General features: G+C 72.3%; 7 protein-coding genes. 1 reads left to right on the top strand and 6 read right to left on the bottom strand.

The genetic code is table 11. The features are described 5' to 3' along the window. The first annotated feature begins 58 nt into the window (after positions 1-58). Complete coding sequence (locus AMIS_RS09490; protein ID WP_014442006.1) at positions 59-1,567, top strand: serine hydrolase domain-containing protein; 1,509 nt, start codon at positions 59-61, stop codon at positions 1,565-1,567. Between the two features lie 255 nt (positions 1,568-1,822). Here the strand turns inward: AMIS_RS09490 and AMIS_RS09485 are convergent, their stop codons facing one another. The 6 genes from AMIS_RS09485 to AMIS_RS09460 form a co-directional block, all read right to left on the bottom strand. Further along, entirely contained in the window at positions 1,823-2,113 is a 291-nt protein-coding gene (locus AMIS_RS09485) for a hypothetical protein (protein WP_157434785.1), read from the bottom strand. Between the two features lie 147 nt (positions 2,114-2,260). Next, positions 2,261-3,046, bottom strand: a complete 786-nt coding sequence (locus AMIS_RS09480) for an isocitrate lyase/PEP mutase family protein (RefSeq protein ID WP_014442004.1) — start codon at positions 3,044-3,046, stop codon at positions 2,261-2,263. 104 nt (positions 3,047-3,150) lie between these two features. Continuing rightward, on the bottom strand, positions 3,151-7,077 hold the full coding sequence (locus AMIS_RS09475; protein ID WP_231859269.1) for a bifunctional nitrate reductase/sulfite reductase flavoprotein subunit alpha: 3,927 nt from the start codon (positions 7,075-7,077) through the stop codon (positions 3,151-3,153). Between the two features lie 257 nt (positions 7,078-7,334). Then, positions 7,335-8,393 (bottom strand): DUF3068 domain-containing protein, encoded by a 1,059-nt coding sequence (locus AMIS_RS09470; protein WP_014442002.1) that lies wholly within the window; start codon positions 8,391-8,393, stop codon positions 7,335-7,337. 66 nt (positions 8,394-8,459) lie between these two features. Next, entirely contained in the window at positions 8,460-13,415 is a 4,956-nt protein-coding gene (locus AMIS_RS09465) for an alpha-(1->3)-arabinofuranosyltransferase domain-containing protein (protein WP_014442001.1), read from the bottom strand. Beyond that, positions 13,412-15,136 (bottom strand): substrate-binding and VWA domain-containing protein, encoded by a 1,725-nt coding sequence (locus AMIS_RS09460; protein ID WP_014442000.1) that lies wholly within the window; start codon positions 15,134-15,136, stop codon positions 13,412-13,414. The genes AMIS_RS09465 and AMIS_RS09460 overlap by 4 nt, the downstream gene beginning before the upstream one ends. Positions 15,137-15,214 lie beyond the last annotated feature (78 nt).

The raw sequence follows: 15,214 nt of genomic DNA, 5'->3' as shown, positions 1-15,214 counted from the left end.
TTGACCGCCATGCATACAGTGGCGCGGGCGTGCACTCTGACGACAGGGAGAACGTTCGATGACCGAGCAGATGACCCGCCGTACGCTGCTGACCGCCACCGCCGCCACCCTCGCCGCGCCCGCCCTGACGCCCGCAGCCGCCTCCGCGGCGCCCCGGGTTCCGTCCGCGGTCCGCGAGCTGGAGGACCGGATCCGCGAAGCGATGGAGCTCTACGCCGTACCCGGCGTGGCGTTCGGCCTCCGGTACCGGGGCCGCGAGTACGTCCGCGGCTTCGGCGTGACGAGCACCGCCGACCCGTCCCCGGTCGACGGCGACACCACCGTCTTCCGTGTCGCCTCCACCACCAAGACCTTCACCGGCACCGCCGCGATGCGCCTGGTCGAACGCGGCCGGCTCGGCCTGGACCGCCGGGTCCGCGCCTACCTGCCCGGCTTCCGCACCAGCGACCCCGCCGCATCGGCCCGGGTCACCGTCCGCCAGCTGCTCAACCACAGCGCCGGCTGGCTCGGCGACTACCTGCTCGACACCGGCAGCGACGACGCGGCCCTCGCCCGGTACGTCGCCGAGATGCACCGGGTGCCGCAGCTCACCCCGCCCGGCGAGGTGTTCTCCTACAACAACGCGGCGATCTCGGTGGCCGGCCGGGTGATCGAGGTCGTGACCGGGCGGACCTACGAGCAGGCCGTCGAGGACCTGCTGCTGGAGCCGCTCGGGCTGCGGCGCAGTGGATTCGACATCACGCGGATCCCGGGCGCACGCATGGCCGTACCCCATGTGATCGATGAGGCCGGGAACCTCGTCGCGCAACCGGAACGATGGAGCGTGCCCCGCAGCGTGAACCCTGCCGGTGGCCTGATCTCCAGCGCCCGGGACCAGCTGCGCTGGGCGCGGTTCCACCTCGGCGACGGCGGCCGGCTGCTCAGCCGCCGCTCGCTGCACGCCATGCGGTCCAACCCCGGACCGGGCGGGACGCTCTTCGTGGAACTCGACGGGGTCGGCGTCACCTGGATGCTGCGCCCGACCGCCGAAGGGCCGACGGTGGTCCAGCACGGCGGTGACTGGGACGGCCAGCACTCCGGTTTCCTGATGGTGCCGGAACGCGACTTCGCGCTCACCGTGCTGACCAACTCGGACACCGGTCCGGCGCTGCTCGACGACCTCTTCATCGGGGACTGGGCGCTGAGCCGTTTCGCCGGCGTGCACAACCTGCCGGCGGTCGTCCGCCCGGTCACGGACCTCTCCGGCTATGAGGGCTCGTACACCCTCCAGCAGATCGGGTTCGACGGCGAACTCGTCTCGCTCGTGCTCGAGATCGTCGCCGACCGCGGCCGGCTCAGCGTCCGCGTCGACGGGGTCGAGCAGATGGCGCTCGGGTTCTACCGCAGGGACTACGCGGTGGTCCATCTGCCGGACGGCACGCCCACCACCCAGCGCGTCAACTTCGTCCGGGGCCGCGACGGGGAGGTCGACTGGCTGCGCTTCGGCGGCCGCCTGCTGCGCCGGGGCGGGGTCGCTCCGCTGCGCACCAGCGGCACCCTGCCGTTCCGCCTCAACCCCTGGATCTGACGGGTACGGGGTTCGGTAGGCACCCAGCGTGACCGCACCGAGCGCCGGCTGGTCCGGCCGGCGCTCAGTGCTGGTGCAGGTGCACTCGGAACCAGCCGGACCGGCTGGTGGTGAGGGCAGTCGCAGTCGCGCTCACCACCGGCCGGACCGGCCGGCGCTCAGCGCGATCGCAGCAACACTGCGCACCAGCCGGACCGGCCGGCGCGCAGTGCGTTCGGCCTGCGTGGGGAAATCGGGCGCGCTCCGCGCCTCAACTCAACACGCGGGGGGCTGCTGGCGGCGCTGCAGGCGGCGCTGCTCGATGCGGCGCCACCTGTCGTACACCTCGGCCGCCGCCTCCCGGGGCTCGGCTGCCCGCCCGGCCTGCCACTGGCGAGGCAGGAACGACTCCGCGCCCAGCCAGAGCAGCTCACTCATCGGCACCGTCCCGCCGTGCAGCCGCATCAGCTCAGCGGCGACCTCCGTGGCGTGCTCGCTGCGCCGCCACATCTCCACCGCCGAGCTGCCGTTCAGCAACGCGTCGTGATCGTCCGGGTGCAGTTCCATGAGGCCCTCCGTCATGCTCGCCCGGCATGCTCAGCTGGCCACGAAACCGCAGGTCAACACGCCGGAGGGGCAAGAATCCGCGCCCGGCGGCCCGGTGTCAAGCCGGGCCCGCGAAGATCACGGCGAGACCGGATTTCCGGGCGACAATCAGTCGCGGCGGAACGCCTTCTCCAGGTCTTCCTCGGGCAGCGAGCGGGACTTGAACGTGGTGGTGCCGGTGTCGAGCAGCTCGCGGGCGGCGTCGCGCAACGCGCCGTACGCCACCCAGGCCAGCCCGCCGCCGAGCGAGACCCGGCGGACGCCCAGTTCCGCCAGCTCGGGGACGCTGAGCCCGCCGGCCAGGGCGAGCACGTTGACCGGCGCGTCCACGGACTGCACCACCCGGGCGATGTCCTCGGCCGCACGCAGGCCGGGCGCGTAGACCACGTCGGCGCCGGCCTCCCGGTACGCCCGCAGCCGGGTGATCGTGTCGTCGAGGTCGTCGTGCCCGTACAGGTGGTTCTCGGCGCGGGCGGTGAGCACGATGCCGTGCCGGGCGGCGGCCCGGGCGGCTGCGGCGACCCGCTCGGCGCCGGTGTCCAGGGGTTCGATCCGGCCGGCTGCCGGGTCGTAGTCCTCGATCGAGATGCCGGCGGCGCCGGCGGCGGCGAGCAGGTCGACGGTTTCGGCGATGCCGTCGGTGGTGTCGGCGAAGCAGCGTTCGGCGTCGACGTTCACCGGGATCCGCACGGCGGCGGTCAGCGCCGCCACGTGCGTGACGAGCTCGTCGCGGGTGACCTGCTGGTCGAGTTTGCCGAGCGAGGCGGCCAGCCCGGAGGATGTGGTCGCGAGCGCCGGGAAGCCGTAGCTCTCCAGGAGCCGGGCGGAGCCGACGTCCCACGGGTTGGGGATGATGAAGGTGCCCGACTTATGCAACTCATGGAAGCTGGTCATATGGTCCACGGTAGGCTCCGCGGCCTCACCGAGCGCGACGGGGAGCAGCTCCGCACGCCGGAGAACCTGGCCCGCTGCACGCCGCCAACGGCCACCACGATCAGTCAGTAGACGTCCCGGACGTACCGCTTCTCCGCCGCCAGCTGCTTCAGATAGGCGGTCGCCGCCTCCGGCGTGAGGCGGCCGTGGTTGACGGCGATGTCGTGCAGCGCCTGGTCCACGTCGCGGGCCATCCGGCTGGCGTCGCCGCAGACGTAGAGGTGGGCGCCGTCGCGCAGCCACGTCCAGAGCTGGGCGCCGTGCTCCCGCATCCGGTCCTGGACGTAGATCTTGGTGCGCTGGTCCCGGGAGAAGGCCAGGTCGAGTCGGCTGAGCGTGCCCGCCCGGTGCAGGGCGGTGAGCTCCTCCTCGTAGTAGAAATCGGTCGCCCGCCGCTGCTCGCCGAAGAACAGCCAGTTCGCGCCGGTCGCGCCGGTCGCCCGGCGCTCCTCCAGGAAGCCCAGAAAGGGCGCGACCCCGGTGCCCGGACCCACCATGATCATCGGTACGGATGGATCAGCGGGCGGCCGGAAGTGCGGCGCACGCTGCACGAACACCGGGATTTCGGCACCGTCGGGAGCGTCCGCCAGGTGGGTGGAGCAGACGCCCTTGCGACGCCCGTACCGAACCACGGAGACAGTCAGGCTGACCGCGGACGGGTCGACGAGCGGCGTCGAGCTGATCGAATACAGTCGCGGCTGCAGGCGCTTGAGCACGCCGAGCCACTCCTGCGCGGTGGCCTTGACCGGGTGCTCGGCGAGCAGGTCCGGGGCCTGTCTGCCCCACGCCCACTTGGCCAGCTCACCCTTGTTGTCCGGGCGCAGCAGGGTCTTCAGGTGCGCGGCGCCGGTGCGCTCGGCGGTGAACCGCAGCAGGTCGCTGGTGATCCGGGTGATGTCGAGGTGCCGGGACAGCGCCTCGGCCAGCGGCATCGTCCCGAGCTTGTCGATCTCGACGTCGGCGGCGCCGTCCAGGCCGGTCAGGGACAGCCACTCGGTGACCAGATCCGGGCAGTTGACGGGCCACACGCCGAGGGCGTCACCGGCCTGGTACTCCAGCCGCCCCTCGGTCTCGAACGTGAACCGCCGCACCTCCTTCGCCGAGCCGGGGAGGCTGAGCAGGCGATTCCCGGTGAGCGTGGTGGTCAGCGGGGACGACTTGGTCGGCACGACGGGCGGCGGCGCGGTCAGCGCGGCCGCGACCGCCTCCAGCCAACCGGTCGCGGTGTCCTCGAAATCGGGCTCGCAGTCGACTCGCGGCGCCAGCCGGACGGCGCCCAGCTCGGCCAGGCGCTCGTCCAGGCGCCGGCCGTGCCCGCAGAAGTCGTCGTAACTGGAGTCACCGAACGCCAGCACCGCGTACCGGCGTCCGTCGAGCCGGGGCGCGGCGTCCCCGGCCAGCGACTGCCAGAACGCGGCGCCGTTGTCCGGCGCGTCACCGTCGCCGAACGTGCTGGTCACCAGCAGCAGGTCAGCGCCGGGTTCGAGCAGCTCGGCGGCGTCCGAGTCCATCCCGAGCACGCTGATCCGCCGCCCGGTCGTGGCCAGCCGCGCCGCCAGCCCGCGCGCGAACTCCTCGGCGTTGCCGGTCTGCGACGCCCACAGGATCTGCAGCCGTCCCGTCTCCGACGCCTTCTCCGATTCAAGGGCCTTCCCGAGTACGGGGGAAGCAGCAGCCATCAGCCCGTTCACCCACATGGCCGTCCCGCGGTCGAACGGCGCGTTCTCCGGCAGGACCGGCGGCAGCGCCCGTCCGGCCGGCACGCCCGCCAGGAACCCGGCGAGGTAGCGCTTCTGGTCGTCGCCGAGCACCGGCGGCGCCGGGTCCAGGCCGAGCATCTCGTGCAGCCCGGCCGGGACGATCTCCGCGGCGAGGACGGCCGGTCCGGAAGGGACGACCGGCGCCGGTGAGGCGACCTTGGTGAGCGCGACCGCGCAGACCTTGAGCTCGGGCTGGAACGAGAGCGGGTCGACCGCGTCGCTGGTCACGGCGTTGACGCTGACGTATTCGCCGAACAGGTCGTTCCAGTGGATCGGCGCGAAGCAGGTGCCGGGCGCGACCCGGTCGGTGAGCACGGCCGGCAGCACGGCCCGGCCGCGGCGGGAGGCGATCTCCACCTGGTCGCCCTCGGCGATGCCGAACCACTCGGCGTCGTCCGGGTGGATCTCGACGAACGGGTTCGGGTTGAGCCGGGTCAGCTTGGCGATCTTCCCGGTCTTGGTCATCGTGTGCCACTGGTGCTGGAGGCGGCCGGTGTTCAGCACGAACGGGAAGTCGTCGTCGGGCATCTCGGCCGGGTCCAGGTGCGGCCGGGCGTGGAAAACCGCGCGGCCGTCCGGGGTGGCGAACCGCAGGCCACGGTCGGCGTCGAGGTAGCGGATCGGGTTGCGGGCGGGTCCGCCCTGCGCGGCCGGCCACTGCACGGGACCGTCGTTCAGGCGCTCGTAGGTGACGCCGCTCAGGTCGTACCCGGTCTGGGGGTTGTGGAAGGTTTTGATCTCCTCCAGGATCTCCGCGGCGCCGGTGTAGGTGAACGCCTCGGCATAGCCCATCTCGGCGGCGACCCGGGCGATCAGCTGCCAGTCGGGCAGCGCCTCACCGGGCGCCTGGGCGACCGGGTGGACGAGCGTGAGCGTACGCTCGGAATTGATCATGATGCCGTCGGTCTCCGACCACATCGCCGCCGGCAGGGCGATGTCGGCGTAGGCGTTCGTCTCGGTCTCCACGAACGCGTCCTGAGTGATCACCAGTTCGGCCTGTTCGAGGCCTTCGATCACGGTCCGCCGGTTGCCGACCGAGGCGACCGGGTTGGTGCAGATGATCCAGCAGGCCTTGATCCGGCCCTCGGACATCTGCTCGAACATGTCGATCGTGCCCTTGCCGACCTCGGTTCGCAGCGTCCCGGCCGGCACGTCCCAGACCCGCTCGGTGAACTCCCGGTCGGCCGGGACCAGCACCGACCGCTGACCGGGCAGACCCGGTCCCATGTAGCCCATCTCCCGGCCGCCCATCGCGTTCGGCTGGCCGGTGAGCGAGAACGGGCCGCTGCCGGTGCGGCAGATCGCGCCGGTGGCGAGGTGCAGGTTGACTATCGCGTTGGTGTTCCAGGTCCCGTGGGTGCTCTGGTTGAGTCCCATGGTCCACAGGGTCACGAAGTTCGCGGTCCCGCCGATCCACGCCGCGGCGGTCCGGATGTCCTGCTCGGCGAGGCCGGTCAGCTCCGCGACCCGGTCCGGCGGATAGTCCGCGAGCAGGCCGGGCATGGCCTCCCAGCCCGTCGTGTACGCGTCGATGAACTCCTGGTTCTTCGGCACCAGATGCAGCAGCCCGTTGAGGAACGCCAGGTCGGCGCCGGGCCGGATCTGCAGGAAGAGGTCGGCCTTCTCGGCGGTGGCGGTCCGGCGCGGGTCGACGACGATCAGCTTGGCGCCGGCCTTGACCCGTTCCATCATCCGCAGGAAGAGGATCGGGTGGCAGTCCGCCATGTTCGAGCCGATCACCAGGAAGACGTCGGCGTGGTCCAGGTCGTCGTAGGAGCCGGGCGGGCCGTCCGAGCCGAGCGAGAGCTTGTACCCGGTGCCGGCGCTGGCCATGCAGAGACGCGAGTTCGACTCGATGTTGTTCGTCCCGATGAAGCCCTTCACCAGCTTGTTCGCCAGGTACTGGGCCTCCAGGGTCATCTGGCCGGAGACGTACATGGCGAACGCGTCCGGGCCGTGCTCGTCGATGATCGCCCGGAGCCGGCGCGCGGTCTCCGTGATCGCCGCGTCCACCCCGATCGCCTGGGCGCCGGCGCCGCGCCGGGGCCGGATCAGCCCCGTGTCCAGCCGGCCCGGCGCGGCGAGCAGTTCGACGCTGGTGGCACCCTTGGTGCAGAGACGCCCGGCGTTCGCCGGGTGGGCCTTGTCGCCGGCGGCCTTGACGACGCGGCCACCGGCAACGTCGAGGACGATGCCGCAGCCGACGCCGCAATACCCGCACACGGTTCTCACCTGCGTCACATCGGCGGCCACGCGCTCCCCTTTCGCCAACCCGACAGCTCACGCTAGGAAGCCGTGGTTTCCGGGCCGTCAACGGAAACGTGCGCCCCGGATTACCCGGAGGTCACTACCGGCGGGACCGGGTTGTGAGCCGGACCCGGCTCACTACCCGGCGGGATCGGTTTGTGAGCCGGACCCGGCTGCGGACAGCGAACGGCCCGTGCCGTCTCATCGACGGCACGGGCCGGAGCGTCTCGCCGGCGCCGGTTCTACCCCTCGGCGCGGTGGCTGCCCGCCGTGGCCGGCTTGCCGTCGTCGTCCAGGTCGTCGTGACCGCCGCTGCCCTGCGCCGGAACTCCGGCCGTGGACGCGCCCCGGCCGCCGCGCAGCGCGACGAGGACGCCCGCCACGGCCAGGATCAGGCCGAGCAGACCGAGGCCGAGCGGGCCCCAGAGACCGACCAGGTTCAGCTTCTTCCGGTTGTCCTCGGCCGCCTTCACCGAGCGGTTAACCGTGTCGTCGGTGTAGGTGAAGTCGGCGTCGAGCAGGGTGACCTCCTGGCCGTTGTTGCCGCGGAGGATCTTGTTCTGCTCCTCGGAGACCCGGATGAACTGGCCGGTGACCGGCTCGACCCAGACCGTCCGGGTGTTGCTGTAAACCACCTCGGCGGTGGTCGCGGTGTCGCCGAGCAACTGGTCGACCAACAGGCTCAGCTGGGTCGGGTCGAGCTGCTGACGCCCGTCCACGATCTGCTGGGTGAACTGGTAGGTCTCCAGGCCACCGATCTCCTCGGTCTTCACGAACTCGGCCGGCTTCGCCTCACGGATATCCCGGTCGTAGATCGGGTAGGCCTTCTTCTCGGTTCCGAAGGGGAACTTGTACATGTGGCCGGAGTACTCGATCTTCTCCTGGTTGCCGGTGTCGAGCCAGGCGCCGTCCCACGGCACCGCCGCGCCGGTCTCCCGGTCCACCGCGAGCCGCGTGCTGTACGCGCTGACCCGCTCGCTGTTGAGGCTGGTGTTGACCACGTCCTGGCCGGCGAGCCAGACGAGCGCGCTGCCGTCGAGGTCACCCTCGAGGCCTGCGGTCTCCTTCGCGTCCGGCTGCACGGTCACCGTCGAACGGAGATTACCGGTGTTGATCTTTGCGGCGCCGCTGGTGACCTGGAGGAAGGTCGCGTTCTGCGCCTCCGCGACCGACTGGGTCGGCTCCATGTCGTACGGCAACTGAGCCGCCCGGGGCGCCACCACGAACGCCAGGCCGAGGGCGAAAACTATAGCCAGGACGCCGAGACCAAACAGCGCGGTGCCGAGGACGCGGGACCTCATTGTGCCTCCACGAGGTAAAAAGCGGGTTTCGGCAGGCGTTTCGGCTTGCCAGATTGCGGAAGGTTACTACTGAGTCACATCGGTGCGCGAGACCTGAACCAGATCTTCCTGAACGTCAGCTAAAACTGGTTCGCCCGTGCGTCGCAGCACGACCGTGAAGTTCCACGTGAGCGTCTCCCGCAGCAGAGGCACCCTGGCCACCCACTGTGCCCACCGCGGGTGGTACCGCGGCAGGACATCGACCACCGTCAGCTCGCCGTTGCGCCGGGCCGCGCGGGCCCAGCGCATCGTCCGCGCCGCGCTGATCGGGAAGAGCGACTCCATGTACCGGTTCTTCGGCTCCCGGCCGTTCTTGCGGACGAACCGCCGTCGCGCCCAGTCCCCGCCGAGCAGGTGCCAGAAGGGTCCGGTCTCGTGCCCGCCGTGCGGCGACAGCCACGGCGTGAACGACACGAACACCGTGCCGCCCGGCTTGGTCACCCGGACCAGCTCGTCGAGCAGAGCCTCCGGATCGGGTACGTGTTCGAGCACGTTGGACGAGTAGGCGACGTCGACCGACCCGGTACGGATCGGCAGTGCCGTGCCACTCCCCCGGATCATGCCGCTCACCTCGGCGCCGGCCGCCGCGAAGTCGCCGACCGCCGGGTCCAGCCCGACATACCGCGCGCCGGCCTTCTCGAACTCGGTCGAGAAGTAGCCCGGCCCGCCGCCCACGTCCAGCACCAGGGCGCCGTCCAGGTCGGTGTAGGAGCCGAGCTGGCGTACCGAGTCGACGGCCAGCTCCGAGTAGAACCGGTCCGGGTCGGTCTGCTCCACCAGGAACGCCCGGAAGAGCCCCACCGACCGGTCCAACGTCGCCCGGTGCGCGTCCACCGGCGCCTCCTCGTCGATGTCGCCGTCCGCCGCACCGTCCATGGGCTCCGGATCGGGTCGCCGGCGGCTCGAGGTGGGCGCCGCGGTGGCCGCGACCGCGGCGATCGCCGCGAGCATGGCCAGCTGCACCGCCGCGTCGTACGCCCACTCCTGTCCGTGGCCGAGCAGTCGCCCGCTGACCGCGATCAGCAGGCCGGCCACCGCCGCGGCGAAGGCGAGACCGGACAGGGCGCGTGGCCAGAGCTGGCGCACGATCAGCGCGCCGAGCAGGAACGTCACCCCGGCCGCGCCGCCGATCGCGAACACCAGCGCCAGCAGCGGGACCAGCATCCACCACTGCCCGCCCGGCACCGCGCGGAAGATCCGGGCCGGTGGCCCGCTGACCGGCGCCACCCGCCGGCGCACCGGCGCCGCCGCGGCCAGGACCACCAGCAGGACACACGCCGCGCCGGCCGCGAGACCGGTCCGGTACGGCCCGTCCGGGGTGAACCGCAGGCTCACCAGTCCCCCGGAGCCGGCCGGCAGGACGAACGCCTGCTGCCAGCCGTCCACCCGGACCGCCCGCAGCTCCCGGCCGTCCAGGGTGGCCGTCCAGCCCGCGTTCCGGTTCTCCGGGATCACCAGCAGCGAGGCCTCGCCGGCCCCGGCCATCACCTGACGGTCGGTCGCCTCCCAGCGGACCACCGAGACGGTACGCGTCGTGGCCGCCGGAGCGGCCGTCCCGGCGCCGTCCCGGACGAGCGTCGCCGACTCCGCGACATAGGCCGCCGAGGGCACCGTCCGCAGCCGGTGCTCACCGGCGGTGAGCTGCACGTTCTGGCTGGCGAAGTCGTCGCAGATCCGGACCGGGAGCCGGTTGCCGGCCCGCACGTCGCCGAGCGTGCCGGAGACCGCGGTCGGGTAGGACACCCCGTCCAGCACGACCGACGGGCCGGTGCCGCAGCGGGCCAGCAGCGGCGTGCTGCCGGTGGCGGGTTTCATCAGGTCCTTGAGAGCGGGGATCTCCACCTCGGAGACGCCGGCCGGCGCCGGCCAGTCGCCCCGCGGGTCCGCCACCACCGCCCAGGTACCGACGATCGAGATCTCCAGGCGCTTCGTGGTGACCGGCGGGATCCGCACCCAGCCCTCGGCCTCCACCTTCAGGACCGATTCCTTGCCGCCGGCCCGCACCAGCACCTGGGTGGCCGCCGCGGTGGTCGGCGAATCCGGCGTGTCCAGCCGGAACCTGTCGATCCGGCGGGACTTGTCCCAGGAGAGCGTCAGCGTGGGCGTCGGGTCGTTCGGCTCGGCCAGCCAGGTGGTCGACGGGTCGCCGTCCACCGCCGCGTGCGCGCCGGCCGTGACGTCGCCGGTCAGCGTCGTGGACGCCGAGGCGGTCACGTCCCGGTCCAGCGGCAGCGTGCCACCGGTCCGCGGGCGGGCGGTCAGCCGCAGGTCGTACGTGGCGTTCACCGGGGTGGCGAAGAACCGGTCGACGCCGAGCGGCTCCTCACCGGCACGGGCGAGGAACTGGTCGCAGCGGATCACGCCGTCGTCCGCGTAGCAGGCGCCCCGGTCCTGGGTGGCGCGCTCGAACACGTACGCCGGAGCGGTCTTCGTGCCGGTGTCGGCCGGCACCCGCAGGCCGCGCTCCGCGCTGACGCCGGGAATGCCCAGCTCGCGCAGCGCGACGCCGCCGTCGTAGCCCTCCCGCAGCGCCAGCACGGTGACCCGGACGCTGGTGGTGAGGCCGGGCAGCGTGGAGAGCTTGTGCGCGCCGGCGGTGGCCGGCACCGGACGGTCCACGATGCCCTGATCGGTGGTGATCCGCACGTAGGAGACCGGCGCCGCGGTCCGCAGGTCCTCGGAGAAGTCGACGGTCACCTCGGTGATCCGCTGCGCGGTCTCCAGCTGGACCTCGATCCACTGCCCGCTGCCGGGCTGGATCGGGTCGGAACGCCATGCCGTCGACGTGTCGCCGTCGAGCGCCGCGAACGGCAGCGCGGAGGAGTCGCTGGCCCCGATCGAGTCGGCGAAGCTCGCGCTGCTGGACGCGTCGACGGCCCGGATGCCCTGGTAGGCCGCGACCGTCTGGTGCCCGTCGGCGTCGAACGGGAGCAGGTCGCTGCGGACCCGCCCCTGCCGTGTCTTCTCGTCCTCGGTGAGCGTCTGGCTCGTGTTGTCGCGCATCCGGCCGATGTTCAGCTCGCGCCGGCGCAGCCCGTCGGTGACGATCGGCTGGCCCGCCGCCTCCGGTATCGCGAGCTCGCCGTCCTGGTCACCGGCGAGAACCGCCGGCTGGGCCGGGTCGATCAGGCCCTCTTCGAGCACGCCGAGCAGCGACTCCGGTCCGCCGCTGACCACCGGCACGCCGGCGATCGCGGTCGCCGACACGGCCGGCACGTCCCGGTCGACCTTGAAGATCTCGATGGCCGGCACCGCGACGCCGGCGTCGGCCGGGCTGGGCGCCGCGCCACCGGCGCCGACCCGCGGGCCGAACGTGGCGGCCTCGACCAGGCCGGGCGAGTTCGTGATCGCCTGGCGGACCACGGTGATCGGCGGCGCGCCGGAGACCGTGCGGTCCAGGTCGTGCCGGACCATCAGGTACTGGTAGCCGGAGCGGGCCAGGAAGTCGGCGAGGGCCGGTGACCCGCGCCCCTGCGCGAGGACCGCCTCGACGGTGTCCATCACCCGGATGTTGCCCTCGGAGCCGAGCGGGATCTGGTTGCGGGTCGACCAGGGCGACTCGGCGAGCGGCTGGATCGGCTCGTCGACCGTGCGGCCCCAGGTGTTCTGGGAGAAGCCGGAGCCGGGCACGACGAGGGTGCGGTCCTGAGCGTCCTGGTCGGCGAGCCAGGTGGTGGCCTGGCTCCAGTAGGACGGCACCGAGGACCAGCCGGGTCCGGGCCGCAGCAGCAGCGTCCAGGCCGGCGCGGCCGCGGCGATCAGCAGCACGGCGACCACCGGCGCGGCCGGGACGCGGATCCGCCAGCGGGGCAGGACCGGGGCGTGGCTCGCCGCGTACGCCAGACCCAGCGCGATCGGCAGGCGCAGCACCGGTTCGAACTTGTGCACGTTGCGCAGCGGGGCGAGCGGGCCGTCGAGCAGCTCCCGGACCAGCGGGGCGAACGGGCTGTCCAGGGTGCCGACGTACCCCATGGTGAGCAGGGCCAGGCCGGTCAGCGCGCCGATCACCAGGAAACGTTTCTCCGGCAGCCCGCGCAGCCCGAGCCCGAGCAGCCCGAGCGCCGCGACCAGCGCGGTCACCACCATCAGCGCCGGGTTGTCGATCAAGCTCCAGCCGGCCGGCCACCACGGCTCGCCCTGCACGATGTAGCCGACCCACTGGTTGGTGCCGCGGGTGGCCTGGAAGAGCGAGGTGACGGCGGTCGTGGTCGCCGACGACTCGATGAAGTCCAGGAACGGCAGGCTGTACTGGCCGAACAGCAGCAGCGGAATGATCCACCACAGCGTCGTGAGCAGGACGAACCCGGCCCACCAGGCCATCAGCACGAAAAGCTGCCGGTCCCAGCGGCGGGTCAGCAGCCAGAGGCCGGGCAGCACCAGCGCCATCACCACGGCTGCCGCGTTGATCCCGCCCATGAAGAGCACTGCCAGGGCGCTGAGCGCGGCGGCCCGGCGGGGCGAGGCGAACCGGCGGGCCGTGACCAGCGGGAGCAGCACCCACGGCAGGGCGGCGACCGGCAGCATCTCCGAGGAGAGCACGCCGACCTCGGTGAGCATCCGCGGCGCCACCGCGTACGCGAACGCGCCGACCACCCGGCCGGCGTCGTTGCCGATCCGCAGGGCGCGGGCCAGCAGCAGCACGCCGAAGTACGCGGCGAGGAACAGCGCCGCGCACCAGAGCCGCTGGGTGATCCAGGCCGGGATGCCGAGGGCGTCGCCGACGGCGAAGAACGGGGCCATCGGGAACAGGTAGCCGTACGCCTGCTGCTGCAGCTCGCCCGAGGTGGCCCACGGGTTCCACAGGTGCAGGGCCCGGGCCATGAACCCGATCGGGTTCTCCACCAGGTCGAGCTTGGTGTCGAAGGTGGTCTGGCCGGGCCGCTGGATGAAGGCGGCCACGACGAGCAGCAGCGCGCCGGCCGGGACCCAGAAGGAACTGCGGGCATTGTCGAACGTGGTCCGCGCCCGGAGGACAGCGGTCATCGGCGGCACTCCGGGGGCAGGCAGCTGAATTCGGCGAGCGCAGTGTAGAAGATCTGGCGGATTCCGGAAGGCTTGTCGGTGAGCGCGACCTGGCCGTTGGTGGCCTTGGCGATCGCGTTCAGCTCGGCCGGGTCGATCTCCGGTCCGACGCCGATGAACAGGATCGGCACCGGACGCTTGCGGTCGTAGAGGTCACCCAGCTGGGCGAGCAGCTTGGCGCGGCTCGTCCCGCTGGCGTTGTCGTCGGAGCCGTCGGTCAGGATCAGCACCATGTTGATCCGGCCGGGCGTCCAGTTCCGGGTGGCGTCCCGGTAGGCGGCGAGTGTCGTGTCGTAGAGCCCGGTCTGGCCGTTCGGCTTGGCCTTCATCCGGCCGAGTTCGCTGAGGATCTCCTCGCGCCGGGGGCCGATCGGTCCGACCGGGACGACCTCCCGGTAGTCCCGCTTGCCGACCAGGTCGGTGGAGAACTCCCAGACGCCCAGCTCGGTCGTGTCCAGCAGCAGCTTCGCACCGTCCCGGGCGGCTTTCACGGTGGCCGACATCCGGGTGTCCGCGGAGCCCGGCACGGCCGCCTCCATCGAGCCGGAGACGTCGAAGACCGCGAGCATCCGGGCGCTGATGTGCACGCCGCCCCACGCGTTGAGCAGGTCCTCGGCGTCCGCCTCGGCGGGCAGGGCGGCGGGTGGGTACTCCTTGTTCCGGACCTTGGTGGCGGCCGGGACCTCGGCCGGCGGCGCGCCGTCCGGCGTACGCAACCCGTGACCCGTGATCGCCTCGACGCCGTCCGCGGCGAGCAGCGCGCGCAGCAGCACGGTGGACATCTCGCGCGCCTCGGTGCTCGCGGTGAGCACGGCGAACGGGTAGTCCGGGCCGGGCAGGGCGGACGGCGGGTAGACCGCGATCTGCCGCTTGCCGTCCAGGCCGGCCTGCAGCACCTGCTGCTCGGTGCTGACCACGGCGGACTCGTCCTTGCCCGGGCCGGCCGGATCGGGCACGGCCTCACCGGCGAGCGAGACCGTGCCCGGCGACAGCCGCCGCATGATCGCCGCGGTGCCGGCCGCCTTCGAGCCGGCGAGCTGACGGAACCCGACCAGCGCGCCGAACCCGATCGGGCTGGTCGCCGGGTCGGGAAGCGCCACGTCGACCGGGAGCTTCGACCCGCCGACCAGCGCCTTCCAGCTCAGCGCGACGTCTTTCCCGGTGAGCCGGGACGCCGATTTCTCGGCGAGCGAGAGCACCACCGGGGTGGTGGCCACCGAGACGCCCTCGGCCGGGACCGAGAAGGCGCCGGTGGCGCGGGCCCGGCGCAGCCAGAGTGTCGACTCCGGCAGCCAGACGTCCGGCGCGGCCTCGGCCGTCGCGGTGGTGTCGGCGCTCGACGCGGCGAGACTGGCCGGCGACGGACCGGCCGACGCCGGGGAGGCCGCGTCCGGGGCGGTCCGGGCCAGAGCCCGCAGCACCTCGGCCGACTCACGGCCCTCGACCAGGATCTCCAGGCACCGCTGCCGGCCCGCGACCTGCGCGGCTATCTCGCGGATCGGCGGAACCACGCTCGGCGCCGCGGCCACCCGCAACGTCGTGCGTTCGACACAACCGCTCACGTTCCGGGTGCGGTCCAGGTAGGTGGCTCCCGACCAGCCCGCCAGCACCGTTATCAGCGCGATGCTCAGCAACGCGACTGGCCAGAACTCCGGACGCGCCCGGAGGCTGCCATCGGCCACGCATACCCTCCCGTTGTTACGCAAGCGTTGCGGTCTTCCGCGAGGCTGCCCTAGTGTGACGCGATCGCGAATCGTACT

It is taken from the genome of Actinoplanes missouriensis 431 (assembly GCF_000284295.1).
GTDB classification, from domain to species: Bacteria; Actinomycetota; Actinomycetes; order Mycobacteriales; family Micromonosporaceae; genus Actinoplanes; species Actinoplanes missouriensis.
This window is presented reverse-complemented; position numbering and strand designations above follow the sequence as displayed.

What these genes read in the sequence shown, in the direction of transcription:
- AMIS_RS09465 (WP_014442001.1), bottom strand. Translation starts at nt 13,415, where the DNA reads ATGACCGCTGTCCTCCGGGCGCGGACCACGTTCGACAATGCCCGCAGT.
- AMIS_RS09490 (WP_014442006.1), top strand. Translation starts at nt 59, where the DNA reads ATGACCGAGCAGATGACCCGCCGTACGCTGCTGACCGCCACCGCCGCC.
- AMIS_RS09480 (WP_014442004.1), bottom strand. Translation starts at nt 3,046, where the DNA reads ATGACCAGCTTCCATGAGTTGCATAAGTCGGGCACCTTCATCATCCCC.
- AMIS_RS09485 (WP_157434785.1), bottom strand. Translation starts at nt 2,113, where the DNA reads ATGGAACTGCACCCGGACGATCACGACGCGTTGCTGAACGGCAGCTCG.
- AMIS_RS09470 (WP_014442002.1), bottom strand. Translation starts at nt 8,393, where the DNA reads ATGAGGTCCCGCGTCCTCGGCACCGCGCTGTTTGGTCTCGGCGTCCTG.